Consider the following 22,936-nt stretch of genomic DNA (forward strand, 5'->3'; position numbering starts at 1 on the left):
GCGATGAGCATCCGATGAGCACGCTACGGTCGACAGGGTGGGGGTGCGGTTCGGGGTGCTGGGGCCGGTGACGGCCTGGGACGACGCCGGCGACACGATCGACGTCAAGGGGCCGCGGCACCGGGCGGTGCTGGCCAGGCTGATCGTCGCCCGCCGCCGCGTCGTCCCCGTGGAGCTGCTGGTGGCCGACCTGTGGGAGGACGACCCGCCGGGCGGCGCGGTGGGCGCGGTGCGGACGTTCGTGGCGGCGCTGCGCCGCGCCCTGGAACCGGAGCGGCCGCCACGCGCCGCGCCGCGGCTGCTGGTCACCGAAGGCCCCGGATACGCGCTGCGCGCCGAGGCCGACGCGGTCGACGCCTGGCGGTTCGAGCGGGCGGTGGCGGACTCCGGCACGCTCCCGCCCCGGGAGGCGCTCGCCCGGCTGGAGGAGGCGCTGGGCTGGTGGCGGGGTCCGGCGTACGCCGAGTTCGCCGGGCAGGACTGGGCGCGGGCCGAGCGTTCACGGCTGGCGGAGCTGCGGCTGCAGGCCGTCGAACGGCGGGCCGAGGCGCGCCTCGCCGTACGCCCGGCGGCCGAGGCGGTGCCCGACCTGGACGCCCACGTGGCCGAGCACCCGTGGCGGGAGGACGGCTGGCGGCTGCTGGCGCTGGCGCTGTACCGGGCGGGGCGGCAAGGGGACGCGCTGGCGGTGCTGCGGCGGGCGCGGGCGCTGCTGGTCAAGGAACTGGGCGTGGATCCGGGGCCGGCACTGCGCCGGCTGGAGTCGGACATCCTGCGCCAGGCGCCGCATCTCGACCCCGCCGCCTCCGGCACGGCGGACACGGTGTGGGCGCGGGCGGCCGCCGCCTACGACCGCAGCGCGCCGCCGGGGGCGCGGGCGCGGCTGGAGTCGACGGTCACCCTCATGCGCGACCTGGCCGTCACGGGCGGCGCGGGGCTGGAGGCGGCCGGTCGGCACCGGGTGGCGGCCGTCGCGGCGGCCGAGGAACTGGGCGACGCCGAGCTGACGGCGCGGGTGATCGGGGCGTTCGACGTACCGGCGATCTGGACCCGGTCCGACGACCCTGCCCAGGCAGCGCTGGTGGTCGCGGCGGCCGAGCGCGCCCTCGCCGCGCTGCCCCCGGACGGGACGCGGGCGCGCAAGGCGACGCGGGCGCGGCTGCTGGCGGCGATCGGGCTGGAGACGCGCGGCGGGCACGGGCCGCGCGGCCCGGAGGCGGCCCGGCTGGCCGAGCGGCTGGCCCGCGACCTGGACGATCCGGCGCTGCTGGCCTTCGCGCTCAACGCCGTGTTCATGCAGAGCTTCGGACGCGCGGGGCTGTCCGGGCGCCGGGACGCCGTCGGGGCCGAGCTGATCACGCTGTCGCAGCGGCACGGGCTGGTCACCTTCGAGGTGCTCGGCCACCTCGTACGGCTGCAGTCACGCTGCGCCGTGGGCGACTTCGCGGGGGCCGGCGGGCACGCCGCCGCGGCGGAACGGCTCGCCGAGCGGCACGAACGGCCGCTGGTGGAGGTGTTCACGGGCTGGTACCGGGCCCTGCGCCTGGACTGGACGAGCTCCCCGGCGGCCGGCGCGTTCGCCCGCGTGGAGGCCGCTTACCGTGAGGCGGCCGGGCTGCTGGACGGGTCAGGGATGCCCGGGCTGGAACGAGGGCTGCCGGCACTGGCGCTGCTGTGCGCGCGGGTCCGCCGCGGCCTGCCGCCCCCACAGGTGCAGGACGCGGAGGGGCACTGGGGGCCGTACGAGCCGTGGATCCGCCCGTTGACGCTGGCCGCCCAGTCCCGGGAGGAGGAGGCCGCGGCGGCGCTGGACGAGGTGCCTGACCCGCCGCGCGACCTGCTGCTGGAGGCCATGTGGTGCCTGGTGGCGCGGGCGGCGGTCGCGGCAGGCCACCGGGAGGCGGCGCGGCGGGCCCGTGACGCGCTGGCCCCCGCGGCCGGTGAGCTGGCGGGCGCGGGCAGCGGCCTGCTCACCCTGGGGCCGGTCGCCGACCACCTGGCCGCGCTCACGCCGCTCGTCCGGCGGGCATCCGGGTGACGGGCGGGTTAGGGTGGGAGACCTCCGGCGGAGGGACGCTGCGATGGCGGCCAGGACCATGATCCTTACCGGGGCCAGCGACGGCATCGGCCGCGCGGCCGCACGCATCCTGCACGGGCGCGGCGAGCGGGTCGTGCTCGTCGGGCGTTCGCCGGGCAAGACCGAGGCCCTCGGCAAGGAGCTCGGGGCCGACTTCCACGTGGCCGACTTCGCCCGGCTGGACGAGGTGCGGGCGCTGGCGCGGACGCTGCTGGAGCGCCACCCGGTCATCGACGTGCTGGCCAACAACGCCGGCGGCATCATGGGCTCGCGCCGCGTGACGGCCGACGGCCACGAGAGCACCTTCCAGGTCAACCACCTGGCGCCGTTCCTGCTCACCACGCTGCTCCTGCCGCGCCTGACGGAGAGCCGCGCCACCGTGATCAACACCTCCAGCGAGCTCAACCGCGGCGCCCGCCTCGACCTCGACGACCTCGACGCCGAACGCCGCTACTCCGGCACCCGCGCCTACTCCAACTCCAAGCTGGCCAACATCCTGTTCACCCGCGAGCTGCAGCGCCGCCACGGCGCCGCCGGTCTCGCCGCGGCCTCCTTCCATCCCGGAGCGGTCGCGACGAACTTCGCCGACGGCACCGACAGCCTGGCCAGGCTCGTCTACCGCACGCCGCTCAAGCGGCTGATGCTCACGCCCGAGCAGGGCGCCGACACCCTCGTCTGGCTGGCCACCACGCCGCCCGGCGAGGGCTGGGAGCCCGGCGGCCACTACGCCAGACGCCGGCCCGCGCCCACCCACCGCCTGGCCGGCGACCCGGAGACGGCGCGGCTGCTGTGGGAGCGCAGCGAGGCGATGCTCACCACCTGACCCGGTCAGGGGGCGTAGGTGAGGGCCTGGACGCGGCGCAGGGTGAGGGTCGTCTCCACGCTCCGCACGCCGGTCAGCCCGCCGAGCCGGTCACTGAGATAGGCGTAGAGGTCGGCGGTGGCACGGCAGAGCACCAGGACGGCGAGGTTGGCCCGGCCCGTGACGGCGGCCGCGAACCGCACCTCGCCGTGCCCCGCCACCGCCTGCCCGGCCTCGGCGAGCGCGTACGGGGCGACGGTCAGCCAGCACATCGCCTCGACGCCCTGGCCGAGCGGCTCGCGGTCGTACTCGACGGCGGAGTAGAGCACCCCCGCCCCCACCCCCGCAGCCGCTCCAGCCGCCGCCTGGTCGCGGCCGAGGACTGGCCGGTCGCGGCCTCCAGCACATCACCTCGGTGCCGCCGGACAGCAGGTCGACGTACCGGGTGGCGGGGCGGCGGGCGAGCGCGGCGGCCAGTTGCTCGGCCACGTTCGGGGTGCACGCCAGCCGGACGATCCAGCTCTCACGCCCCAGCCTGCTGTCGTCACTCATGCCGGTCACGCGCAGCCGTACGGTGTGCCGCAGCCGCCGGACGCGGCGGGCGACGGTCTGGTCGGAGACGCCCAGCACCTTCCCGATGCGGCTGAAGGAGGCACGTCCGTCGAGTTCGAGCGCTTGCAGCAGCTTCAGGTCGAGCAGGTCGAGCGTCTGGTGCGCCACGGTTCTCCTGGCGGGCGGGCACGGGCGGCGGAAGGTGGCCGGAGCGGCGGTCAGGTCGTCGTACGCGCCCGGCCGGCCGGCGCCGCGGAGCCCGCCCGGATTCGCGCGCGCCGGTGCGGGACGGCGGCCGAGCGGCGGCGGGACGGCGGCGCAGCAGCACCGCGGCGGGCGGCGCGGTCGCCCGGCCCGTCACCTTGCCCCGGTCACAACCCCGGCCGCCAGCCGGCTCCTCCCGCGTCGCCGGCATCCGACATCGGCGGCCCCGCGGGCGGCGGAATCCGACATCCAGCCGCCCGGGAATGCCGGCGGGCCCCCGGCGGTTGCACGGCCTAAGAAGTTGAAACTTCAACCTGGAAGGTGTGTCATGCCCGCCGTCACCGCAGACACCCTGACGCTGCCCCGCGTCGCAGCCCCCGACCCGGCCACCGCCACGCCGCGCCCCGTGCGCTCGGTGACGACCGCCCCCAGCGGCTACGAGGGCGAGGGCTTCCCCGTCCGGCGCGCCTTCGCCGGAATCCCCCAGTCGCTGCTCGACCCCTTCATCCACATGGACCAGATGGGCGAGGTCGAGTACGCCCCCGGCGAGCCCAAAGGCACCCCCTGGCACCCGCACCGCGGCTTCGAGACCGTCACCTACATCATCGACGGCGTCTTCGAGCACCAGGACTCCGCCGGCGGCGGCGGCACGATCACCGACGGCGACACCCAATGGATGACCGCCGGCAGCGGCCTGCTCCACATCGAGAAGCCGCCCGAGCACCTGGTCGTCTCCGGCGGGCTGTTCCACGGCGTCCAGCTCTGGGTCAACCTGCCCCGCGCCCACAAGTTCCACGCACCCCGCTACCAGGACATCCGCGGCCGGCAGTCCGCGCTGCTCGCCTCCGCCGACGGCGGCACGCTGCTGCGCGTCATCGCCGGAGACCTGGACGGCCACCCCGGACCCGGCGTCACCTTCACCCCCATCACGATGGTGCACGCCACCCTCAGCCCCGGCGCCCGGCTCGACCTGCCGTGGAACCCCGGCTTCAACGCCCTGGCGTACGTGCTCGCCGGACACGGCACCGCCGGCCCCGGACGACGCCCCGTCGCCAAGGGACAACTGGCCGTCTTCGGCGCGGGCGGCTCGCTCACCCTCGACGCCGCCCCCACCCAGCCCCACGCCGAACCAAACCTGGAGGTGCTGCTCCTCGGCGGGCAGCCCATCCGCGAACCCGTCGTCCACTACGGGCCGTTCGTCATGAACACCCGCGCCGAGATCCACCAGGCCATGGAGGACTACCGGGCCGGCCGCCTCGGCGTCGTCCCCGCCGCCCGCCTCCCCCACACCGGCCCAGGGAAGGAGTGACCATGCTCGCCGACACCTACGCCCGCGGGCGCATGTTCTTCCAGCTCAAGGACTACATCGAAGCCGCCCGCCACCTCGCCGCCGTCGTCGCCGAAGCGCCCGGCGACGTCGCCGCCCGGCTGCTGCTGGCCCGCGCCTACTACCACTCCGCCCAGCTCGGGCGGGCCGAGGCCGAGCTGCGGCAGGTCATCGAGCGCGACCCGGCCGAGGCGTACGCGTACCTGCTGCTCGGCCGGACGCTCGAACGGCGCAGCCGGCCCCAGGAGGCGGCGCCGTACCTGCGGCTGCACGCCGTCATGACGGGCACCGCCTGAACCACCGCCCGGACGCGGGCCACCGCCCGCGTCCGGGCACCGTCCGCGCCGACCTCAGCCGAGCACGCCGCCGAGCCGCCCCTCCAACATGAGCAGCAACTCCCCCAGCAGCCCGGCCAGCTCCCGCTCCCGCCGCCGGCGGACCAAGGGAAGCGGACAGGAAGTGACCGCCACTCCCCCCACAATGAACCCCATGCCGAAGACGTCCGCGCGCCTGCTCTCCCTGCTCAGCCTGCTCCAGACCCGCCGCGACTGGCCGGGAGCGCTGCTCGCCGAACGCCTCGACGTCAGCCCCCGCACCGTCCGCCGCGACGTCGACCGCCTGCGCGAACTCGGCTACCCCATCACCGCCGTCAAAGGACCCGACGGCGGCTACCGCCTCGCCCCCGGCGCCGACCTGCCCCCGCTCCTCTTCGACGACGACCAGGCCGTCGCCCTCGCCATCGCCCTCCACCAGGCCGCCACCACCGGCGCCGACATCGCCGAAGCCGCCGCCCGCGCCCTCGCCACCGTCCGCCAGGTCATGCCCGCCCGCCTGCGCCACCGCGTCGACGCCCTCCACGTCACCGCCGTCGAACCCCCCGCCACCCGGCCCCGCGCGCGAGCGGACAGCGCCGTCCTCATGGCCATCAGCGCGGCCGTCCACGCCCGCGAGATCCTCCGCTTCGACTACGCCTCCGGCCACGAGGACGACGCCCCGCCCCGCCGGACCGAGCCCCACCACCTCCTCACCTGGCGCGGACGCTGGTACCTCCTCGCCTGGGACCTCGACCGCCACGACTGGCGCACCTTCCGCGCCGACCGCATCACCCCGAAGATCCCGACCGGCCCCCGCTTCACCCCCCGCGAACCGCCCACCGGCGACGTGGCCACCTTCATCGCCGCCCGCTTCCGGGGCTCCGACCCCGCCGGCGGCACCGCCGAGTGGCCCTGCCAGGGCGAGGTCATCCTCCACCAGCCCGCCGCCGACGTGGCCCCCTACCTCCACGACGGCGTCGTCGAGGAACTCGGCGCCGGCCGCTGCCGGCTCGTCCTCGGCTCCTGGTCGTGGCACGGCCTGGCCGCCGCTCTCGGCCGGTTCGACGCCGACATCGAGGTCGTCGGCCCGTCGTCGTTGAGGGAGGCTTTTGCGCGTCTGGGTGATCGTTACACCAGAGCCGCCGCCTTTACAAAGTAGATTCCGAGCGGCTGAGACGAGCCGCTGCGGCAGCCCGGCACGCGGCCGCTCAGCCCGTGACCTGCTCCAGGAGCCTGGTCCGGTCGACCTTGCCCGTCTGGTTGCGCGGCAGCGCCTCGACGAACACCACGTCGCGCGGCACCTTGTACGCCGCCAGCTCCGTCTTGACCGCCTTCCGCAGGTCGTCGGCCGTCGGCGGCGCGTCCGGGTCGGGCACCACGTACGCGGCCAGCCGCTGCCCGTACTCCTCGTCGGGCACGCCCAGCACCGCCACGTCGGCCACGCCCGGCCGTCCGGCCAGCAGGTTCTCGACCTCCTGCGGGAAGACGTTCTCGCCACCGGAGACGATCATGTCGTCGTCGCGGCCGTCGATGAACAGCAGCCCGTCCGGGCCCCGGTGGCCGAGGTCGCCGGTCGGCAGCAGGCCGTCGGCCGCGCCCGTGAACGTCAGCCCGCCCGACACCAGCACCCGGCCCACCTCGCCGGGCGGCTGCTCCGCGCCGTCCGGGCCCGCCACGCGGACGGTCGCGCCCCGCGGCGGGCGGCCCACGGTGCCGGGCGCGGCGCGCAGCTCGGCGGGCGTGGCCAGGGCCGCCCAGCCGGCCTCCGTGGAGCCGTACAGGTTGTAGACGACCTCGCCGTACGCGTCCATGAACGCGGCGGCCAGGCCGGGCGGCAGCGCCGAGCCGCCCGAGACCACCACCCGCAGCTCCGGCAGGCGGCGCGGCGGCCGGTCCAGCAGCCGGCGCAGCATGACGGGCACGGCCACCAGCGCCGCGGCCCGCTCGACGGCCAGCGCGTCCAGCACGGCGTCGGCGTCGAAGCGGCGCAGCAGCACGACCGGGCAGCCCAGCACCAGCGCGGCCCCGTACCAGAGCAGCCCGAGGCCGTGGAACAGCGGCGGCGCGATGAGCATCGGCTCGCCGCCGCGCAGCGGCACCGTGCTCAGCATCGACACGAACGGCTCGGCCAGCTCGGCCAGCGACAGGCGCCGCGGAGCGCCCTTGGGCGTTCCGGTGGTGCCGGACGTCAGCAGCACCAGCCGCCCCGGCCGGCGCGGCGGCTCGGCGGCGGAGCCGGTGGCCAGGCCGGCGGCGGCGAGCGCGTCGAGATCGCTCACCCGCGGCCCGGCGAAGTCGACCGGCGGCAGGTCCGGCGCGGCGATGAGCACGTCCACGCCCTCCCGCGTCAGCAGCTCGCGCAGCCGCGGCCCGGCGAGCCCGGTGTTGAGCAGCAGCAGGTCCGCGCCGAGCCGCGACACCGCCGCGATCGCCAGCGGGAAGCCCCGGTCGTTGGGCCACATGACCGCGACCGTGCGCCCCGGCCCCACCGCGTACCGCCGCCGCAGCTCGGCCGCGAGGCCGGCGGCCCGCGCGTCCAGCTCGCCGAACGTCAGCGAGCCCGCCTCGTCCACCACCGCCGTGCGGTCCGGCCAGCGCGCCGCCGCGATCGCCACCCCGGCCGCCGGGGTGACGTGGAAATGCCGGTACGCCTCCACCACGCGGGCGAGCGCGGCGGGCGGCACCGGCCCCAGCAGCCCGTTGCGGGTCAGCGTGACCGCCGCCTCCACCCCGAAACCGCCCAGCTCCACCAGCTTTGCGAACATCCGCGCACCGACGCCTTTCGCTCGAACGGGGATCGACGGAGATCGTACGTGTACCCCATCACTCCGTGCAGGAACCCGTCACCGGGGCGCGGGCCGCCCTGACCGGCGCGGCCAGCTCCAGCACCAGGCGGACGGTGGTGCCGGCGGGCCCGGTGAGGAAGACCACCTCGTCGGACAGGCGGCGCGTCAGCCAGATGCCGCGCCCGCCCGGGGCGGAGGCCGCCGGCAGCGACTCGCGCTTCAGGACCTCGACCGGGATGCCGTCCCCGTCGTCGGCGACCTCGCAGACCAGTCTGCCGCCCCCGGGGCCGGTCTCGCGCCACAGGCGCAGCCGGCCCCGCCCGCCGCCGTGCTCGATCGCGTTGACCAGGCACTCGTTGACCGCCGACAGCAGATCGCCCAGCCGCTCGCCGGTCACTCCCTGGCCGCGGGCGCAGGCCAGGACCGCGCGGCGGGCGCGTACCAGCGAGCCCTCGTCGAAGTCCACCTTCAGCAGGTCCATGTCCTCACTGTCGGCGACTTGGCGCGCCTCGAACAGTGCCCAAGGTCACAAGCCAGGCCGGCCGGACGGCAGGGACACCAAGGTGTGGCCTTTACAAAGTAGATCAGGAGGACAGGCCGAAACGTGCCGCGAACGCCGCCAGTTCGTCCAGCCGCTCCTCCGGGCCGGCGGCGCCAGGGCTGACGACGATCCGCGTCACGCCCTGCGCGGCCAGCGCCTCGACGTCGTCCTCGGTCAGGTCGACGGCTCCCCAGCGGGTGTACTCCAGGGCGCCGGGGTCCCGTCCCGCCCCGGCCGCCGTCGCCCTCGCCAGTTCCCACTGCCCGGCCCGCTCCCGCGCGTCGAGCCGCCCGCCGGGGAAGTAGCCGTCGCCCCGCAGCCCGGCCCGGCGCGCGGCGGCCCGGCTCGACCCGCCGACGTGCACCGGCAGGCCGGCTCCGCCGAGGGGCTTGGGGTAACTGCACAGGCCGTCGAAGGCGTGGAACTCCCCCTGGTGGCCGACGCCGTCCTCGCCGCCCGCCCACAGCAGCCGCAGCACGTCGATGGCCTCGTCGGCGCGCCGGCCCCGGGTCGCGAAGTCCACCCCGGCCGCCCGCGCCTCGCCGGCCAGCGCGCCGATCCCCACGGTGAGCAGCCGCATCCGGCCGCCGGACAGCACGTCCACGGTGGCCAGCCGCTTGGCGAGGATCACCGGATGGTGGTACGGGATCAGCAGCACGGCGGTGCCGAGCAGGATGCGCCGGGTCGCGCCGGCGACGAAGGCCAGGCAGTCGAGCGGGTCCAGGTACGGCAGCGACGGCGGCAGTTCGAACGGCCCGATCCGCGCGCCCCGGTACAGGACGACGTGCTCCGGCACGCACAGGGACTCGAACCCGCACGCCTCGGCCTGGCGGGCGAACGCCACGAGGTGCTCCGGGTCGGGGCCGAAGTGGGCGGTGTTGTAGCTGGTTCCGAACTTCACCGTCGCAGGCTAGGACCCTGACACCGGCGTCATGGCAAGCCGAAAGTTTCACGCCCGCTTGCCGCCCGGCCGGGCGGGGGCTTTAATACGCCGAGATCGGGAAAGCGCTTACCTCTGCAGGAAGGATCCCGTGATGCGGTTACGCAAGGCCACCCTCGCCCTCGCGACGGCGCTCGCGACGGCGGCGACCTGCGCCGTCGCGACGACCGGCGGCCCCGCCCAGGCCGCCCCGCCGACCAAGCAGATGGAGGACCTGGACCGCGGGCTGATCAGCGTACGCTCCGGCTCGGGCAACCTCGTCTCCTGGCGGCTGCTCGGCACCGACCCCGACGGCGTCTCCTTCAACCTCTACCGCGGCTCCACCAGGATCGTCTCCGGCCTGACCGCCGCCACCAGCTACCTCGACAACGGCGCCGCCGCCGACGCCTCCTACACCGTCCGGGCCGTGACCGGTGGAACCGAGCAGGGCCCCTCCCCCGCCTCGCTGCGCTTCACCGGCGGCGCGTACCTCGACGTGCCGATCCAGCCCCCGTCCGGCGGCACCACCCCCGACGGCGTCTCCTACACCTACAGCGCCAACGACGCGAGCGTGGGCGACCTGGACGGCGACGGCCAGTACGAGATCGTCCTGAAGTGGGACCCGTCCAACGCCAAGGACAACTCCCAGTCCGGCTACACCGGCAACGTGTTCGTGGACGCCTACCGCCTCAACGGCGCCCGCCTGTGGCGGGTCGACCTCGGCCGCAACATCCGCGCCGGCGCGCACTACACACAGTTCCAGGTCTACGACTACGACGGCGACGGCCGCGCCGAGGTCGCCATGAAGACCGCGGACGGCACCAGGGACGGCGCCGGCGCCGTCATCGGCAACTCCGGCGCCGACCACCGCAACTCCAGCGGCTACGTGCTGTCCGGCCCCGAGTACCTGACCATGTTCAACGGCCTGACCGGCGCCGCCATGTCCACGGTGAACTACGACCCGCCGCGCGGCACCGTCTCCTCCTGGGGCGACAGCTACGGCAACCGGGTGGACCGGTTCCTCGCCGGGACGGCGTACCTGGACGGCGAGCGGCCCAGCCTGATCATGGCCCGCGGCTACTACACCCGCAGCGTCATCGCCGCCTGGGACTTCCGCAACGGCACGCTCACCAAGCGGTGGACGTTCGACAGCAACTCGGCCGGCTCGCAGTACGCGGGCCAGGGCAGCCACAGCCTGTCCGTCGGCGACGTGGACGCCGACGGCCGCGACGAGATCGTCTACGGCGCCATGGCCGTCAACGACAACGGCACCGGCATGTGGTCCACCCGCACCGGTCACGGTGACGCCCAGCACCTCGGCGACCTCGACCCGGCCCGCGCCGGCCTGGAGTACTTCAAGGTCAGCGAGAGCACCAGCCAGCCCGGCTCGCTCTACATCGACCCGCGCACCGGCCAGATCCTCTGGCAGACGGCCTCCGGCTCCGACAACGGCCGGGGGGTGGCCGGGGACATCTCGACCGTCCGGGTCGCCTCGGAGTTCTGGTCCGCCGCGGACGGCAACCTGCGCAGCGTCACCGGCAACAACGCCGGCCGCAAGCCGTCCTCGGCCAACTTCCTCGTCTGGTGGGACGGCGACCCCGTGCGCGAGCTGCTCGACCAGACGCGCATCGACAAGTACGGCACCGACGGCGACACCCGTCTCCTGACCGCCTCCGGCGTCCACTCCAACAACGGCACCAAGGCCACGCCGTCGCTGTCGGCGGACCTGTTCGGCGACTGGCGAGAGGAGGTCGTCTGGCCCACCTCCGACAACCGGGCCCTGCGGATCTACTCCACCACGATCCCGACGGACCGCCGCCTCTACACGCTCATGCACGACCCGCTCTACCGGGTCTCGGTCGCCTGGCAGAACACCGCCTACAACCAGCCGCCGCACACGGGCTTCTTCCTCGGCGACCGCATGCCCACGCCGCCCCGGCCGGACATCTACGTCCGCTGAGGGCGCGCACGCCGATCCGGCCGCCCGGCGCGAGTCCTCGCGTCCTGGCGGCCGGATCACACCCGGTGACGGTCAGTTCCCGTTGTTGAACCTGTTGCCGGGCCACCACCAGTTTTCTCTGCCGAAGTCGAACCCGGTCTGGTCGTACTCGTCGTTCTCGTCGTACTCGCGCTCCGGCTTGTCTTCCTTGACCGGATCGACCTTCTTGATGTCCTCGTGCTTGAAGTCGTGCTTGAACTCCTCGTGGTGGTGCCTGGGCCGCGGGGTGTGGTTACGGGAGAAGTTGTCGTTGTCGACGATGACGTCGATCCGCGGGGGACGCCAGCGCGGCCCGCGCAGCACCGGCTTCTCCCTCGGGACGTAGCGCGTCTTCGTCACGTGCTTCACCGGCTGCGGCGGGGCTCCCCCGGCCTCGACGGTGGGGACGACGACGCTCGCGCAGGCGACCCCGAGGCCCACGGGAAGAATCATGATGCTGGCGGCTGCGCCGGTCAGAGCCAGCGCCGCGAAGCGCCCACGGCGCGGCGCCCACGATTGCCGAGTCTTCATATTCACGTGCTCTCGTTTCCGTTTCGTGGAGATGTCTTCCGAAAATCCGGCACTCGCACTTCGGCGCGCGCTCAGACGGAAACAGACGTACCCATGCGGATGTTCTCTTTTATCCCTCCAAACCCCAAGGACCCATCAAAACCGCAGATCTCACCTGTAACAGGGCAGGGAGCGCGCGCCGGGCGCCCGGCCTATTCGGTGATCTCGTTGACCAGCCTCGACCAGAAGGCGGTCAGCTCGCCGCTCCGGTAACGGGTGTGGCGGATGCGCTCATGGCCGCCGTCCCGGACGCAGCGGTAGACGGCCACCTCGGTGTAGGGGGCGCCGTCGTCGTCGAAGCCGGTGTAGAGGTGCGCCCAGTCCCCGGGTTGTGGTGTCCAGTCGGGGAACGCGAGCCGGGCGGCGTGGTCGCGCAGCGCGCTCAGCCACCTGTCCTCTCCCGATGTGGCCATACTTCACCGTGCCAGGGCAGGGGCAAAGAGCGGACAAATCACACAAAACGGACGCTAGGGGTTGCGGCGGCGGGCGCGGTACGCGGTGGCCTTGGCGCGGTTCTGGCAGGACAGGCCGCAAAAGCGGCGGGAGGCGTTCCTGGTGACGTCGAAGAAGACCAGCTCGCAGCCGTCCGCCTCGCAGCTCCGCAGCCGGACGCCCTGGCCCACGCCGATGACCATGGCGAGGGCCGTGGCGGCGTTCGCGGCCCAGGCGTCGGCGAGGGTGGCGTCCGGGGCGTGGAAGGCCAGGACCGGCGGGTCGCCGTGGAGGCTGGGGACCGCGCGGTGCCGGATCAGGACGCGGTTGAGCGCGGCCACCGCGTCCGGGCCGCCGCCGAGGATCGGGCGCAGCTCGGCGGCGGCCTCGGCCAGGCGGGCCGCGTCCTCGCCGCTCAGCCGTACGGGTCCGGCCGCGCCGGGCGACGGGCTCCAGCCGGCGCGGGCGAGCGCCCCCTCCAGGGCCGGCCCGGGATCGGCCGGGAGCTCGACCTCGCGTCCGCGCACGCGGGTCACGGCCAGCTCGTTCACCAGGAGGACGGCCAGCTCCGCCCATCGCCCGACATAACTGTCTATTTGGGATTGACCAGTGATGCGCCATGCGTCTATCGTCACTGGCATAGCTTATCTAGACAGTGAGGAATTGCCATGGATGAGATGGCGCGGCTGGCCCGCCGCATGTGGCACCAGCTCGAACCGCTGCACGCCGTGCTCTACTTCTCCCCCGAGGCGGCCGAGGAGTCCGCCGCCCTCGGCTACGACGTGGAGTCACGCTGGCCGGGCTACTTCGCCTACCGCACCGCCCCGCTCGGCCGCGCAGGGGCGCGGCTCGCCACGGCGGCCTGCTACAGCTTCAGCCCGGCGACGGTGGCGAAGCACGTGCCCGCCGTGTGGGCGGTCGCCGCACCGGAGCGCGTGCTGGAGGCGCGGCTGACGGCGGTCGACCGTACGTACCGGAGCCTGTTCGGCGGCGACCTGCTCGCCGGGCCCGAGCTCCGGGAGGCCGCGGAGCTGGCCAGGCGGGCGGCCGAGGGCGCGGGCACGGAAGGCCGGGCGCTCACCGCCGCGAACCTGGACCTGCCGTGGGCCGACGCGCCGCACCTGGTGCTGTGGCAGGCGGCGACGGTGCTGCGCGAGCACCGCGGCGACGGCCACCTGGCGGCGTTGCTGGCCGCGGAGCTGGACGGATGCGAGGCGCTGGTGTCGTTCGCGGCGATCGGGGCCGCGCCGGTGGAGGCGTTCGCCGGGCGCGGCTGGAGCGCGGCCGAGTGGGCGGCGGCCCGCGAGCGGCTGGCCGCCCGCGGCCTGGTGGACGCCGGCGGCCAGGCCACCGAACGCGGGCGCGCGCTGCGCGACCAGGTCGAGCGGATGACCGACGAGCTGGCCGCCGGGCCGTGGCGGCGGCTCGGGCAGGAGCGCGCCGACCGGCTCGCCCAGCTCTGCGGGCCGCTCCTCGGCCCGGTCTTCGAGGCGGGGCTGCTGCCGATGACCAGCACGCTCGGCATCGCCACCGTCAAGGCCCCCGACTGACAGGGCCGGCGGCTACCCTTGTCGCTCATGACTCAGGTTGGACAGGTGACGGCCCGCGCCCTGCTGCGCCGGCTCGCCGTCGAGCAGGCCGAATGCCGGGTTCCTTCGCTGACGGCGGCGATCGTCCGCGACGGGCGGACGGCGTGGTTCGGGGGGCGTGGCCGGGTGGGCGACGGGCCGCCTACCGCCGCCACGCAGTACCGGCTCGGCTCGATCACCAAGTCGATGGTGGCGGTGGTGGTGATGCGGCTGCGCGACGAGGGCGCGCTGGAGCTCAACGACCGTCTGGACGCCCACCTGCCGGACGCGCCGCACGGCCATTTCACCATCGCCCAGTTGCTCTCGCACACCTCCGGGCTGACCGCCGAGCCGCCCACCGCCTGGTGGGAGCGCACCCCCGGCATCCCGGTGGACGACCTGTTCAAGCGCCTCGGCCCGGGTGAGGCCAAGCACCGGCCCGGCCGTCGTTTCCACTACTCGAACGTCGGGTTCGCGCTGCTCGGCGAGCTCGTGGGGAGGCTGCGCGGCGGCACCTGGTGGGACGCGGTGCGCGAGGAGGTGCTGACCCCGCTCGGCATGGACGGCACCACGCCGCGCCCCCGCGCCCCGCACGCCACCGGCTACGCCGTGCACCCCTGGGCCGACGTGGTGCTGCCGGAGCCCGAGCACGACGCCGACGCGATGGGCCCGGCGGGGCAGCTCTGGTCCACGCCGCACGACCTCGCGCGGTGGGCGGCGTTCCTGGGCGGCGACACGGGCGGGGTGCTGTGCCCCGGCACGCTGGCCGAGATGCGCGAGCCCATCGGCGTCGACGACGGCGATGCCTGGACCGCCGGGTTCGGGCTCGGCCTGCAGCTCGCCCGCTCCGGCGGGCGCCGCCTGTCGGGCCACTCCGGTTCGATGCCGGGCTTCCTCGCCACCGTGTGGGCCGAGCCGGCCGAGGGCGTGGGGGTGCTGTTCATGGCCAACACCACCTCCGGGCTCAGCGGGAGGCTGCTCACGGACCTGCTCGACATCCTCGACGAGCACGAGCCGCGGCTGCCCGACGAGTGGCGTCCGGTCGCCGCCGACCCCGGCCTGCTGGCCCTGACGGGGCTGTGGCACTGGGGGCCGAAGCCGTACGCGCTGCGGCTGCTGCCCGGGCGCGGCCTGTCCCTGGAGCCGCTCAACGGCGGCGGGCGCGCGTCACGGTTCGTGCCGCAGGACGACGGGACGTGGCTGGGGCTCGACGGCTACTACGCGGGTGAGACGCTGCGCGTCTCCCCTGACCACCTCGACCTCAACACGTTCGTCTTCACGCGGGAGCCGTACGACCCGGGCGCGCCGGTCCCCGGCGGCGTCGCCGGCTGGCACGCCTGACCGCTCCCCGGCGTCCCCGCGTCGCCGCTCGGCGGCGGTGGCAGCATGGTCATGTGCGCGTGGGGATTCTGGGGCCGATCGAGGTCGAGTCGGCCGCCGTCGGGGGCGCCCGGCTGCGCCTGCTCCTCGCCCGGCTGGCGCTGGCGGGCGGGCGGGCCGTCACGGCGGAGGAGCTGGCCGGGTGCCTGTGGCCGGACGACCCGCCCGCCGACCCCGGCAACGCGCTGCAGTCGCTGGTCTCCCGCCTGCGGCGGGCGCTGCCCCGGGCCGGGGCGCTGGTGTCGGTGCCCGGCGGCTACCGGCTGGACGCCGGGACCGACGCAGAGGCGTTCGACCGGCTCGCCGCCGAGGCCCGCCGCCGGGCGGATCCGGCCGTGCGGGACCGGCTGCTGACCGAGGCGCTGGCGCTGTGGCGGGGGCCGGCTCTGGGCGAGCTGGCGGCGCTGCCGTTCGCGGCCGGCCACGCCGTACGGCTGGAGGAGGCGCGCCTGGCCGCCGTCGAGGACCGCGCGGAGGCGCGCCTGGCCCTGCACGGCACCACGGCAGGCCGCCCGCCCCCCGGACGCCCCGCCCCCGGCCTGCGCGCCTCTGAGCCGCCTGCCGCCGGCCTTTCCGCCGCCGGGTTCGCCTCGGAGGTCCTGGGGGAGCTGGCCGGGGAGCTGGGTGAGCTGGCCGGCCGGCATCCGCTGCGGGAGCGGCTGCACGCGCTCCGGGTCCGGGCCCTGCATGCCGCCGGACGGCGGGCGGAGGCCCTGGCCGCGTACGAGGAGTGCCGCCGCGCCCTGGCCGCCGAGCTGGGCACCGGCCCTGGGCCCGAGCTGCGCGAGGCCCATCTGGAGGTGCTGCGGGCCGAGCCGCCCCGCCCCCGGCGGACGAACCTGCGCGCCCCGCTGACCAGTTTCGTCGGCCGCGACGCCGAGCTCGCGCGGGTCCGCGACCAGCTCCGCGCCGGCCGCCTGGTCACGCTGGTCGGCCCCGGCGGCGCGGGCAAGACCCGGCTGGCCACCACGGCCGCCGCCGCCCTGCTGGCCGAGCACACCGCGACGTGGCTGGTGGAGCTGGCCGCCGTCACCGACCCCGACGACGTGCCGCGGGCCGTGCTGTCCGTGCTCGGCGACCAGGCGAGCCGCCATCCCGGCGTGACCGGCACGGTGGAGGTCCTGGCCGAGGCGCTGTCGCCGGGCCGCGTCCTGCTGGTGCTGGACAACTGCGAGCACGTGGCCGACGCGGCCGCCCGCCTGGCGGAGGAGCTGCTCGGCCGCTGCCCCCGCCTCCGGGTGCTGGCCACCAGCCGCGAGCCGCTGAGCATCCTGGGCGAGACCCTCAGCCCCGTGCCGCCGCTGCCGCCCGAGCCAGCCGTGCGGCTGCTCGCCGACCGCGCCGCGGCCATCGACCCCGCGCTCGTCCTCGACGCGGACGTCGCCGGCGAGATCTGCCGCAGGCTGGACGGGCTGCCACTCGCCATCGAGCTGGCCGCGGCCCGGCTGCGCGCCCTGACGCCGCGCGAGCTCGCCGACCGGCTCGGCGACCGGTTCCTGCTGCTGACCGGCGGCAGCCGTACCGCGCTGCCCCGCCACCGGACGCTGCGGGCCGTCGTCGCCTGGAGCTGGGACCTGCTCGACGACGGCGAGCGGGGCCTCGCCGAACGGCTCGCCGTCTTCGCGGGCGGCTTCGACCTGGCCGCCGTGGAAGGCGCGGGCGGCACGCTCGACCAGCTCGCCGCCCTGGTCGACAAGTCCCTCGTCCAGGCCGCCGGGCCCGGCCGCCACCGCATGCTGGAGACGATCAGGGAGTACGGGCTGGAGCGGCTGGCCGACGCCGGCCGCCTGGCCGAGGCCCGCGCCCGCCACGCCGCCCACTACCGCGACCTGGCCGAACGGGCGGAACCGCGGCTGCGCGGCCCCGACCAGCTCGCCTGGATCGGGCGGCTGCTGGCCGACCACGACAACATCCTGACCGCGCTCCGCCACGCGGCCGGCACCGGCGACGCCGACACGGCGCTGCGGCTGGCGGCGGCGATGGGCATGTTCTGGGTCATCCGGGGCTTCAGCGCGGACTCCGCCGCCTGGATCGAACGCGCGCTCGCGCTGCCCGGACCCGCCCCGCGGCAGGCCCGCCTCGTCGCCTCCGCCGTCTGCCTGATCAACGCCGCGCTGGCCGGCGGGAACGTCCGGGCGGAGCCGGCGCTGCGCGAGCTGCGCCTGGCCGTCGGGGAGATGGATCCGGAGCCCGAGCATCCGGTGCTGGCGATGCTGGAGCCGGCGCTGGCCCTGTTCACCGACGACTCGGCGCTCGGCATGGAGGTGATCGGGCGGCGGCTGTCCCATCCTGACCCGTGGACGCGCGGCATGCTGTACGTCGCGCGGGCCGCGCTGAAGGAGAACGACGGCGACATGGCCGGCTCGCGGGAGGACCTGCTGTCGGGGTGCGAGCACCTGCGGGTGTCCGGCGAGCGGTGGGGCCTGTCGATGGCGCTGACCTCGCTCGCGGAGACGCACGCGGTGTTCGGCGCGTTCGACGCGGCGCTGGCGGCCATGGCGGAGGCCATGACGCTGCTGCGGGAGCTCGATCCGGAGGCGGGCCTGCGGCACCAGCAGGGCTGGCGGGCGCAGATCCGCGTCCGGCAGGGCGACGTCGAGCGGGCCCGCGCGGAGCTGCGCGCGATGCTGGAGCCGGACGGGAGCGAGCCGACGGAGCACGATCTCGCCTTCGCGCATCTCGGGCTGGGCGACCTGGCCCGCGTGGAGGGTGAGTTCGAGGCCGCGGAGCGTTCGTACGAGCGGGCCACGGAGCTGCTGGAGCGGTCCGTCCCGGCCGTGCCGCAGCTGCGGGCGCTGGTCCTGGTCGGGCAGGCCCAGCTGGCGGTGGCGCGCGGGACGCTGAAGGAGGCGGCCGGCCACGTGGCCGAGGCGGTCGAGCTGACGTTGCCGGTGCGGGACATGCCGGTGCTGGCGAGGTCCGCGGTCGCCGTCGCCGCGCTGCGGGCCGCGCAGGGCGCGCCCGAGCGGGCGGCGGCCCTCGCCGGCGCGGCGGAACGGCTCCGCGGCGCTCCGGACGCGGCGCTGCCCGACGTGGCCCGCCTGGTCTCCCTGCTGCGCGCCCGCCTGGGCGCGGCCGGCTACGCCGCCGCGCACGCCCGCGGCCTGGCCCTGTCCCCCGCCGAGGCCGTGGCGCTGGTCGGCGCGGCGACGGCGGAGGCACGCGACGGCGGCTGAACCGCCGGAGGGCGGGCCCGGTCAGGCGCGGCGGCGGTAGGCGGCGACGGCGAGCGGGACGAGCACCGCCAGCATCACCACGCCCGTGACCAGCGTCCACGCCACGCCGGTGGCGACCGGCCCGCCCAGCATCAGCCCGCGGGCGGCCTCCATGGCGTGGTTGACCGGGTTGACCGAGACCCAGGCCCGCAGCCAGCCCGGCAGCGTGTCCTCCGGGGTGACCATGCTGGTGCCGAACGTCAGCGGGAACAGCACGACGAACGCCGTCCCCTGCACCCCGCCCGGCTCCCGCATCACCATCCCGAGCAGCACGAACGCCCAGCTCACGCAGAACGCCAGGAACACCGCGAGCAGGCACGCCGCCAGCACGGGCCCGATCCCCGTGCGGGCGCGGAAGCCCAGCGCGTAGCCGAAGCCGAGCAGCACCGCCTCCGCGAGCACGTACCGGATCAGGTCGCCCAGCACCGAGCCGATGAGCGGCGCGGAGCGGCCGATCGGCAGGCTGCGGAACCGGTCGAAGATCCCCTTCTTGATGTCGGTGGTGAGGTTGACGCCGGTCGCCATCCCGCCGAACAGCACGGTCTGCACCATGATCGCCGGGAGCAGGAACTGCAGGTAATCGCCGGTCGAGCCGGCGACCGCGCCGCCGAGCAGGAACACGTAGACGACGACGAACACGACCGGCTGCAGGGTGACGTCGAGCAGTTGCTCGGGGGTGCGCAGGGTCTTGCGGACGCTCCGGCCGGCCAGGGCGAGGCTGTGCCGGGCGAGCCTGAACGCGCGCCGCCCCTCCTCGCGGCGGGCGGCGGCCCGCGAAGGGGCCGCGGTCTCGGTGGTGGTCACGCCGCGCTCTCCCGTCCGCCGGACCGGCCGGTGCGGTGGCCGGTGAGGGTGAAGAAGACCTCGTCCAGGCTGGGGAGGCGGAGCGACAGCTCGGTGACGGCGAGGCCGGCCGCGTCCAGACGGCGGACGATCTCGGTGAACGCGGCGGCGTCGTCCACCGGCACGGTCGTCACGTCGCGGCCGGGCGACTCGGCGGGCCGGCCGGCGACCGCCGCGGCGATGGCCGCCGCCTCGGCCAGGCGGTCAGGGTCGGCGGGGCGCACCAGCACGGTCTGGCCGCCGGCGACGCGCTTCAGCTCGGCGGCGGTGCCGTGCGCGATCACCCGGCCGTGGTCGACGACCGAGATCGCGTCGGCCAGGGCGTCGGCCTCCTCCAGGTACTGGGTGGTGAGCAGGACGGTGACGCCGTCGGCGACGAGGCGGCGGACGATCGCCCACACGTCCTCGCGCTTGGCCGGGTCGAGGCCGGTCGTCGGCTCGTCCAGGAAGATCACGTCGGGCCGGCCGACGAGGCTCGCGGCCAGGTCGAGGCGGCGCCGCATGCCGCCCGAGTAGGTGCCGGCGCGCCGGTCGGCGGCCTCGGCCAGGCCGAAGTCCGCCAGCAGGCGGGCGGCGCGGGACCTGGCCTCGCGGGAGCGGAGGTCGAGCAGGCGGCCGATGAGGACGAGGTTCTCGGCGCCGGTCAGGTCCTCGTCGACGGAGGCGTACTGGCCGGTCAGGCCGATGAGGCGGCGGACGCGGGCGGGGTGGCGCACGACGTCCACGCCGGCGACGGCCGCGCGGCCCGCGTCGGGGCGCAGGAGCGTGGCCAGGACGCGCACGGCGGTGGTCTTGCCGGCGCCGTTGGGTCCGAGGACCGCGAGCACGGTGCCGGGCGGGGCGGACAAGGAGATGCCGTTCAGGGCGGTGGTCTCGCCGAAGCGTTTGACCAGGCCCTCGGCTTCGAAGGCGTACATGGGGGCCATCGTGGGGCGCGGCGCTGCCGTTTCCCGCACAGAACGCTGTCAGCCCCCGGCGCAGGCTGACAGCGGGGTCATCCGGTGAGGGCGCGGGCCAGGTCGGCGGCCGGTCCTGGCGGCAGCGCGCCGTGCAGGAGTTCGACGCGGTGGACGAGGCGCGGCGCGGACACCGGCACCCCCACCGGCACCCCCACCGGCACCCCCACCGCCCCCGCCTCGCCGCGCAGGGGCGGGGCGGGCAGGGCGGAGGCGGGCAGCAGGGTCAGGCCGTGCCCGGCGGCCACGAGGGCGAGCACCGTGCGCACGTCGTCGCCCCGGTGCTCCAGCGCCACGGGGAACCCGTCGCCGGCGAGGGCGCGCAGCCGGGGCAGCGGGCAGAGCGGCGTCGCCAGCCAGCGCGCGTCCACCAGGTCGGCCAGCCGCAGCGCCGCCCGCCCGGCCAGGGGATGGCCGGCGGGGAGCGCCACGACCACGTCCTCCTCGCCGACGCCGGCGATCGTCATCGGCCCGGCGTCGGGCGGCCGGAGCGGGTCGCTGGGCGCGGCGAGGCCGTCGGCCAGCCCGAGGTCCGCGTCCCCCTCGGCCACCAGCGCGGCGACCCGCTCGGGCCCGCACGTCACCACGGTCACCTCCAGCCGGGGGAACGTGGCGCGGGCCCGCGCCAGCCGGTCGGCGAGCCCGGAGGTGAAGCCGAGCGGGGTGGCGGCCAGGCGGATGCGGTGGCGGGGCGTGGCGGCGGCCCGCAGCACGTCGGCGCGAGCCGCGCGCAGGCGCAGCAGCAGCGGCTCGGCGTGCTCCAGCAGCCGCCGCCCCGCCGGGGTCGGCTCCACGGGACGCCGGCTCAGCAGCGGCAGGCCGAGGTCGGCCTCCAGCGCGGCGACCTGCTGGGAGATCGCCGACTGGGTGTAGCCCAGCTCGGCGGCGGCGGCCGAGAAGGAGCCGCAGCGGGCCACGGTCACGAACGTCGTCAGCAGATGAGGGTCCATCAGCAACCCTTATATCAGGTGCAGGAATCATCGTTGGCGCTTCACCGGTAGGAGCCGTCACGATGGTTGGCATGAGAATCGCCCTTGTCGGGGACCGCTCCCCCAGTGTCCGCTCGCACACCCGCGTCCCCTGGGTCATGGAGGCGCTGCGGGAGCACGACGGCATCGCCCTCGACCCCTACTGGATCCCCACCACGGACGTCGCCGCCGGGCTGGACGGCTTCGACGGCGTCTGGCTGCTGCCCGGCAGCCCGTACCGGGACGAGGCGGGCGCGGTCGAGGCCGTACGCGTGGCCAGGGAGGGCGGCCTGCCGTTCCTCGGCACCTGCGCCGGCTTCCAGCACATGCTCCTGGAGTACGCCCGCCACGTGTGCGGGCTGGACGTGGCGCACGCCGAGAACGACCCGGCCGGCCGTGACTTCCTGCTCACGCCGCTGGCCTGCTCGCTGGCCGGCCACGAGAGCCTGGTCCGGCTCACGCCCGGCACCCTCGTCGCCCGGATCGTGGCCGCGCGGGAGACGCTGGAGTCCTACATCTGCTCGTACGGGCTCAACGAGTCCTACCGGGACGCCCTGACCGCGGGCGGGCTGGTGTTCTCCGGCCACGCCGCCGACGACGGCGCCGCCCGCGTGGCCGAGCTGCCCGGCCATCCGTTCTTCCTGGCCACGCTGTTCCAGCCGGAGCTGGCCGAACGGGACGGCCGGGCGCATCCGGTGATCTCGGCGTTCGCCGCCGCCGTGGCCCGCCGCGCGGCGGAGCTGCCTGCCTGAGTCAGGGCTTCTCCCAGACCGACACGTGCCGGGTGCTCTCGCCGGTGAACGGCTCGCGCGTCCAGCTCTCCCAGCGCTCGCGCAGCCGCATCCCGGCGAGCCGGGCCATGAGGTCGAGCTCGGCCGGCCAGACGTAGCGGAACGGGATCGAGCGGAACCGGCCCCGGTCCCCGGCGACGTCGACGTAGTTGGAGCTCATGGCCTGGGTGGCCACGTCGTAGACGTCGTAGGCCCACGAGCCGTCGCCGACGTGGAACGGCACGACCGTCTGGCCGGGCGGCAGCCGGCGCAGGTCGGGGACGCCGACCTCGACGACGAAGCAGCCGCCGGGCGCCAGGTGGGCGGCGGCGTTGCGGAAGCAGTCGACCTGGGCGTCCTGGGTGGTGAGGTTGTTGATCGTGTTGTAGACGAGGTAGGCGACCGTGAACGTCCCCGGCGCCTTGGCGGTGGCGAAGTCGCCGATCGTCACCTCGACGTCCGCGCCGCCCGGCTTGGCGCGCAGCCGCTCGACCATCGCCCGCGACAGGTCGATGCCGTGCACGGGCACGCCGCGGCGGGCGAGCGGCAGCGCGAGGCGGCCGGTGCCGACGCCGAGCTCCAGGGCGCGGCCCTCGCCGGCCAGCTCGGCCAGCAGGTCCACGGCGGGCTCGACCGCCTCGGGGGCGAACATGGCGGCGGAGAAGTCGTCGTAGCGGGCGGCGACGCTCTCGCCGAAGAAACCGTCCTCGGGATCATCCACGGCCGGGACGCTA

21 protein-coding genes and 1 pseudogene are annotated in these 22,936 nt (G+C 75.6%); 10 read left to right on the forward strand and 12 right to left on the reverse strand.

Annotated features, from left to right (window positions below):
- Positions 1-37 precede the first annotated feature (37 nt).
- Together Nocox_RS23315 and Nocox_RS23320 are read left to right on the forward strand one after the other, a co-directional pair.
- Positions 38-2,038: an AfsR/SARP family transcriptional regulator gene (locus Nocox_RS23315; protein ID WP_020540392.1), complete on the forward strand. Its 2,001-nt coding sequence runs from the start codon at positions 38-40 to the stop codon at positions 2,036-2,038.
- Between the two features lie 43 nt (positions 2,039-2,081).
- Complete coding sequence (locus tag Nocox_RS23320) at positions 2,082-2,900, forward strand: SDR family NAD(P)-dependent oxidoreductase (protein WP_020540391.1); 819 nt, start codon at positions 2,082-2,084, stop codon at positions 2,898-2,900.
- 5 nt (positions 2,901-2,905) lie between these two features.
- Here the strand turns inward: Nocox_RS23320 and Nocox_RS43205 are convergent, their stop codons facing one another.
- Both Nocox_RS43205 and Nocox_RS44220 read right to left on the reverse strand, forming a co-directional pair.
- Positions 2,906-3,208, reverse strand: coding sequence for an Lrp/AsnC family transcriptional regulator (locus tag Nocox_RS43205; RefSeq protein WP_246649509.1), 303 nt, complete (start codon positions 3,206-3,208; stop codon positions 2,906-2,908).
- A 310-nt stretch (positions 3,209-3,518) separates the two neighbouring features.
- Positions 3,519-3,599 (reverse strand): annotated as a pseudogene (locus Nocox_RS44220) (hypothetical protein); the annotation flags it as partial.
- Positions 3,600-3,963: 364 nt separating this feature from the next.
- Here Nocox_RS44220 and Nocox_RS23330 point away from each other — a divergent pair.
- The 3 genes from Nocox_RS23330 to Nocox_RS23340 all read left to right on the forward strand — a co-directional run bounded on the left by Nocox_RS23330 (position 3,964) and on the right by Nocox_RS23340 (position 6,435).
- Positions 3,964-4,944 (forward strand): pirin family protein, encoded by a 981-nt coding sequence (locus Nocox_RS23330; protein ID WP_020540389.1) that lies wholly within the window; start codon positions 3,964-3,966, stop codon positions 4,942-4,944.
- 2 nt (positions 4,945-4,946) lie between these two features.
- Complete coding sequence (locus tag Nocox_RS23335; protein ID WP_026213765.1) at positions 4,947-5,258, forward strand: tetratricopeptide repeat protein; 312 nt, start codon at positions 4,947-4,949, stop codon at positions 5,256-5,258.
- A 193-nt stretch (positions 5,259-5,451) separates the two neighbouring features.
- Positions 5,452-6,435, forward strand: coding sequence for a helix-turn-helix transcriptional regulator (locus tag Nocox_RS23340; RefSeq protein WP_020540386.1), 984 nt, complete (start codon positions 5,452-5,454; stop codon positions 6,433-6,435).
- Positions 6,436-6,484: 49 nt separating this feature from the next.
- On the opposite strand, the gene Nocox_RS23345 is transcribed toward Nocox_RS23340, so the two are convergent.
- From Nocox_RS23345 to Nocox_RS23355, 3 genes are all read right to left on the reverse strand, one after another.
- Entirely contained in the window at positions 6,485-8,041 is a 1,557-nt protein-coding gene (locus Nocox_RS23345) for an AMP-binding protein (RefSeq protein ID WP_020540385.1), read from the reverse strand.
- Positions 8,042-8,099: 58 nt separating this feature from the next.
- Positions 8,100-8,543 (reverse strand): ATP-binding protein, encoded by a 444-nt coding sequence (locus Nocox_RS23350; protein ID WP_020540384.1) that lies wholly within the window; start codon positions 8,541-8,543, stop codon positions 8,100-8,102.
- Positions 8,544-8,646: 103 nt separating this feature from the next.
- Positions 8,647-9,504, reverse strand: a complete 858-nt coding sequence (locus Nocox_RS23355; protein WP_020540383.1) for a TIGR03619 family F420-dependent LLM class oxidoreductase — start codon at positions 9,502-9,504, stop codon at positions 8,647-8,649.
- A gap of 133 nt (positions 9,505-9,637) precedes the next feature.
- Between Nocox_RS23355 and Nocox_RS23360 the strand changes: the two genes are divergently transcribed.
- Entirely contained in the window at positions 9,638-11,482 is a 1,845-nt protein-coding gene (locus tag Nocox_RS23360) for a rhamnogalacturonan lyase (RefSeq protein ID WP_020540382.1), read from the forward strand.
- 72 nt (positions 11,483-11,554) lie between these two features.
- On the opposite strand, the gene Nocox_RS23365 is transcribed toward Nocox_RS23360, so the two are convergent.
- The 3 genes from Nocox_RS23365 to Nocox_RS23375 all read right to left on the reverse strand — a co-directional run bounded on the left by Nocox_RS23365 (position 11,555) and on the right by Nocox_RS23375 (position 13,137).
- On the reverse strand, positions 11,555-11,941 hold the full coding sequence (locus Nocox_RS23365; RefSeq protein ID WP_020540381.1) for a hypothetical protein: 387 nt from the start codon (positions 11,939-11,941) through the stop codon (positions 11,555-11,557).
- Between the two features lie 281 nt (positions 11,942-12,222).
- Complete coding sequence (locus Nocox_RS23370) at positions 12,223-12,483, reverse strand: hypothetical protein (protein ID WP_020540380.1); 261 nt, start codon at positions 12,481-12,483, stop codon at positions 12,223-12,225.
- Positions 12,484-12,537: 54 nt separating this feature from the next.
- Entirely contained in the window at positions 12,538-13,137 is a 600-nt protein-coding gene (locus tag Nocox_RS23375; protein ID WP_246649510.1) for a CGNR zinc finger domain-containing protein, read from the reverse strand.
- Positions 13,138-13,170: 33 nt separating this feature from the next.
- Between Nocox_RS23375 and Nocox_RS23380 the strand changes: the two genes are divergently transcribed.
- From Nocox_RS23380 to Nocox_RS23390, 3 genes are read left to right on the forward strand one after another with little or no spacing between them, the layout of a single operon-like run.
- The gene (locus Nocox_RS23380; protein ID WP_020540378.1) at positions 13,171-14,052 is read left to right on the forward strand and encodes an SCO6745 family protein; all 882 of its coding nucleotides are present in this window, start codon (positions 13,171-13,173) and stop codon (positions 14,050-14,052) included.
- A gap of 27 nt (positions 14,053-14,079) precedes the next feature.
- Entirely contained in the window at positions 14,080-15,411 is a 1,332-nt protein-coding gene (locus Nocox_RS23385; protein WP_026213763.1) for a serine hydrolase domain-containing protein, read from the forward strand.
- Positions 15,412-15,464: 53 nt separating this feature from the next.
- Entirely contained in the window at positions 15,465-18,626 is a 3,162-nt protein-coding gene (locus Nocox_RS23390; protein WP_020540376.1) for an AfsR/SARP family transcriptional regulator, read from the forward strand.
- A 21-nt stretch (positions 18,627-18,647) separates the two neighbouring features.
- Here Nocox_RS23390 and Nocox_RS23395 read toward each other — a convergent pair whose 3' ends face one another.
- The 3 genes from Nocox_RS23395 to Nocox_RS23405 all read right to left on the reverse strand — a co-directional run bounded on the left by Nocox_RS23395 (position 18,648) and on the right by Nocox_RS23405 (position 21,414).
- Entirely contained in the window at positions 18,648-19,469 is an 822-nt protein-coding gene (locus tag Nocox_RS23395) for an ABC transporter permease (RefSeq protein ID WP_020540375.1), read from the reverse strand.
- On the reverse strand, positions 19,466-20,425 hold the full coding sequence (locus Nocox_RS23400; protein WP_020540374.1) for a daunorubicin resistance protein DrrA family ABC transporter ATP-binding protein: 960 nt from the start codon (positions 20,423-20,425) through the stop codon (positions 19,466-19,468). Before Nocox_RS23400 ends, Nocox_RS23395 begins: the two co-directional genes overlap by 4 nt.
- 77 nt (positions 20,426-20,502) lie before the next feature.
- Positions 20,503-21,414 carry a LysR family transcriptional regulator gene (locus Nocox_RS23405; protein ID WP_020540373.1) on the reverse strand — a complete coding sequence of 304 codons (912 nt, stop codon included), beginning with the start codon at positions 21,412-21,414 and terminating at the stop codon, positions 20,503-20,505.
- A gap of 71 nt (positions 21,415-21,485) precedes the next feature.
- Here Nocox_RS23405 and Nocox_RS23410 point away from each other — a divergent pair, with 71 nt between their 5' ends.
- Complete coding sequence (locus tag Nocox_RS23410) at positions 21,486-22,184, forward strand: CTP synthase C-terminal region-related (seleno)protein (RefSeq protein WP_246649511.1); 699 nt, start codon at positions 21,486-21,488, stop codon at positions 22,182-22,184.
- Between the two features lies 1 nt (position 22,185).
- On the opposite strand, the gene Nocox_RS23415 is transcribed toward Nocox_RS23410, so the two are convergent.
- Positions 22,186-22,923: a class I SAM-dependent DNA methyltransferase gene (locus Nocox_RS23415; RefSeq protein WP_020540371.1), complete on the reverse strand. Its 738-nt coding sequence runs from the start codon at positions 22,921-22,923 to the stop codon at positions 22,186-22,188.
- Between the last annotated feature and the right edge of the window lie 13 nt (positions 22,924-22,936).

Origin of the sequence: Nonomuraea coxensis DSM 45129, from assembly GCF_019397265.1 — a bacterium.
GTDB classification, from domain to species: domain Bacteria; phylum Actinomycetota; class Actinomycetes; order Streptosporangiales; family Streptosporangiaceae; genus Nonomuraea; species Nonomuraea coxensis.

What these genes read in the sequence shown, in the direction of transcription:
- Nocox_RS23320 (WP_020540391.1), top strand. Translation starts at nt 2,082, where the DNA reads ATGGCGGCCAGGACCATGATCCTTACCGGGGCCAGCGACGGCATCGGC.
- Nocox_RS23330 (WP_020540389.1), top strand. Translation starts at nt 3,964, where the DNA reads ATGCCCGCCGTCACCGCAGACACCCTGACGCTGCCCCGCGTCGCAGCC.
- Nocox_RS23335 (WP_026213765.1), top strand. Translation starts at nt 4,947, where the DNA reads ATGCTCGCCGACACCTACGCCCGCGGGCGCATGTTCTTCCAGCTCAAG.
- Nocox_RS23340 (WP_020540386.1), top strand. Translation starts at nt 5,452, where the DNA reads ATGCCGAAGACGTCCGCGCGCCTGCTCTCCCTGCTCAGCCTGCTCCAG.
- Nocox_RS23345 (WP_020540385.1), bottom strand. Translation starts at nt 8,041, where the DNA reads ATGTTCGCAAAGCTGGTGGAGCTGGGCGGTTTCGGGGTGGAGGCGGCG.
- Nocox_RS23350 (WP_020540384.1), bottom strand. Translation starts at nt 8,543, where the DNA reads ATGGACCTGCTGAAGGTGGACTTCGACGAGGGCTCGCTGGTACGCGCC.
- Nocox_RS23360 (WP_020540382.1), top strand. Translation starts at nt 9,638, where the DNA reads ATGCGGTTACGCAAGGCCACCCTCGCCCTCGCGACGGCGCTCGCGACG.
- Nocox_RS23370 (WP_020540380.1), bottom strand. Translation starts at nt 12,483, where the DNA reads ATGGCCACATCGGGAGAGGACAGGTGGCTGAGCGCGCTGCGCGACCAC.
- Nocox_RS23380 (WP_020540378.1), top strand. Translation starts at nt 13,171, where the DNA reads ATGGATGAGATGGCGCGGCTGGCCCGCCGCATGTGGCACCAGCTCGAA.
- Nocox_RS23385 (WP_026213763.1), top strand. Translation starts at nt 14,080, where the DNA reads ATGACTCAGGTTGGACAGGTGACGGCCCGCGCCCTGCTGCGCCGGCTC.
- Nocox_RS23400 (WP_020540374.1), bottom strand. Translation starts at nt 20,425, where the DNA reads ATGTACGCCTTCGAAGCCGAGGGCCTGGTCAAACGCTTCGGCGAGACC.
- Nocox_RS23405 (WP_020540373.1), bottom strand. Translation starts at nt 21,414, where the DNA reads ATGGACCCTCATCTGCTGACGACGTTCGTGACCGTGGCCCGCTGCGGC.
- Nocox_RS23410 (WP_246649511.1), top strand. Translation starts at nt 21,486, where the DNA reads ATGAGAATCGCCCTTGTCGGGGACCGCTCCCCCAGTGTCCGCTCGCAC.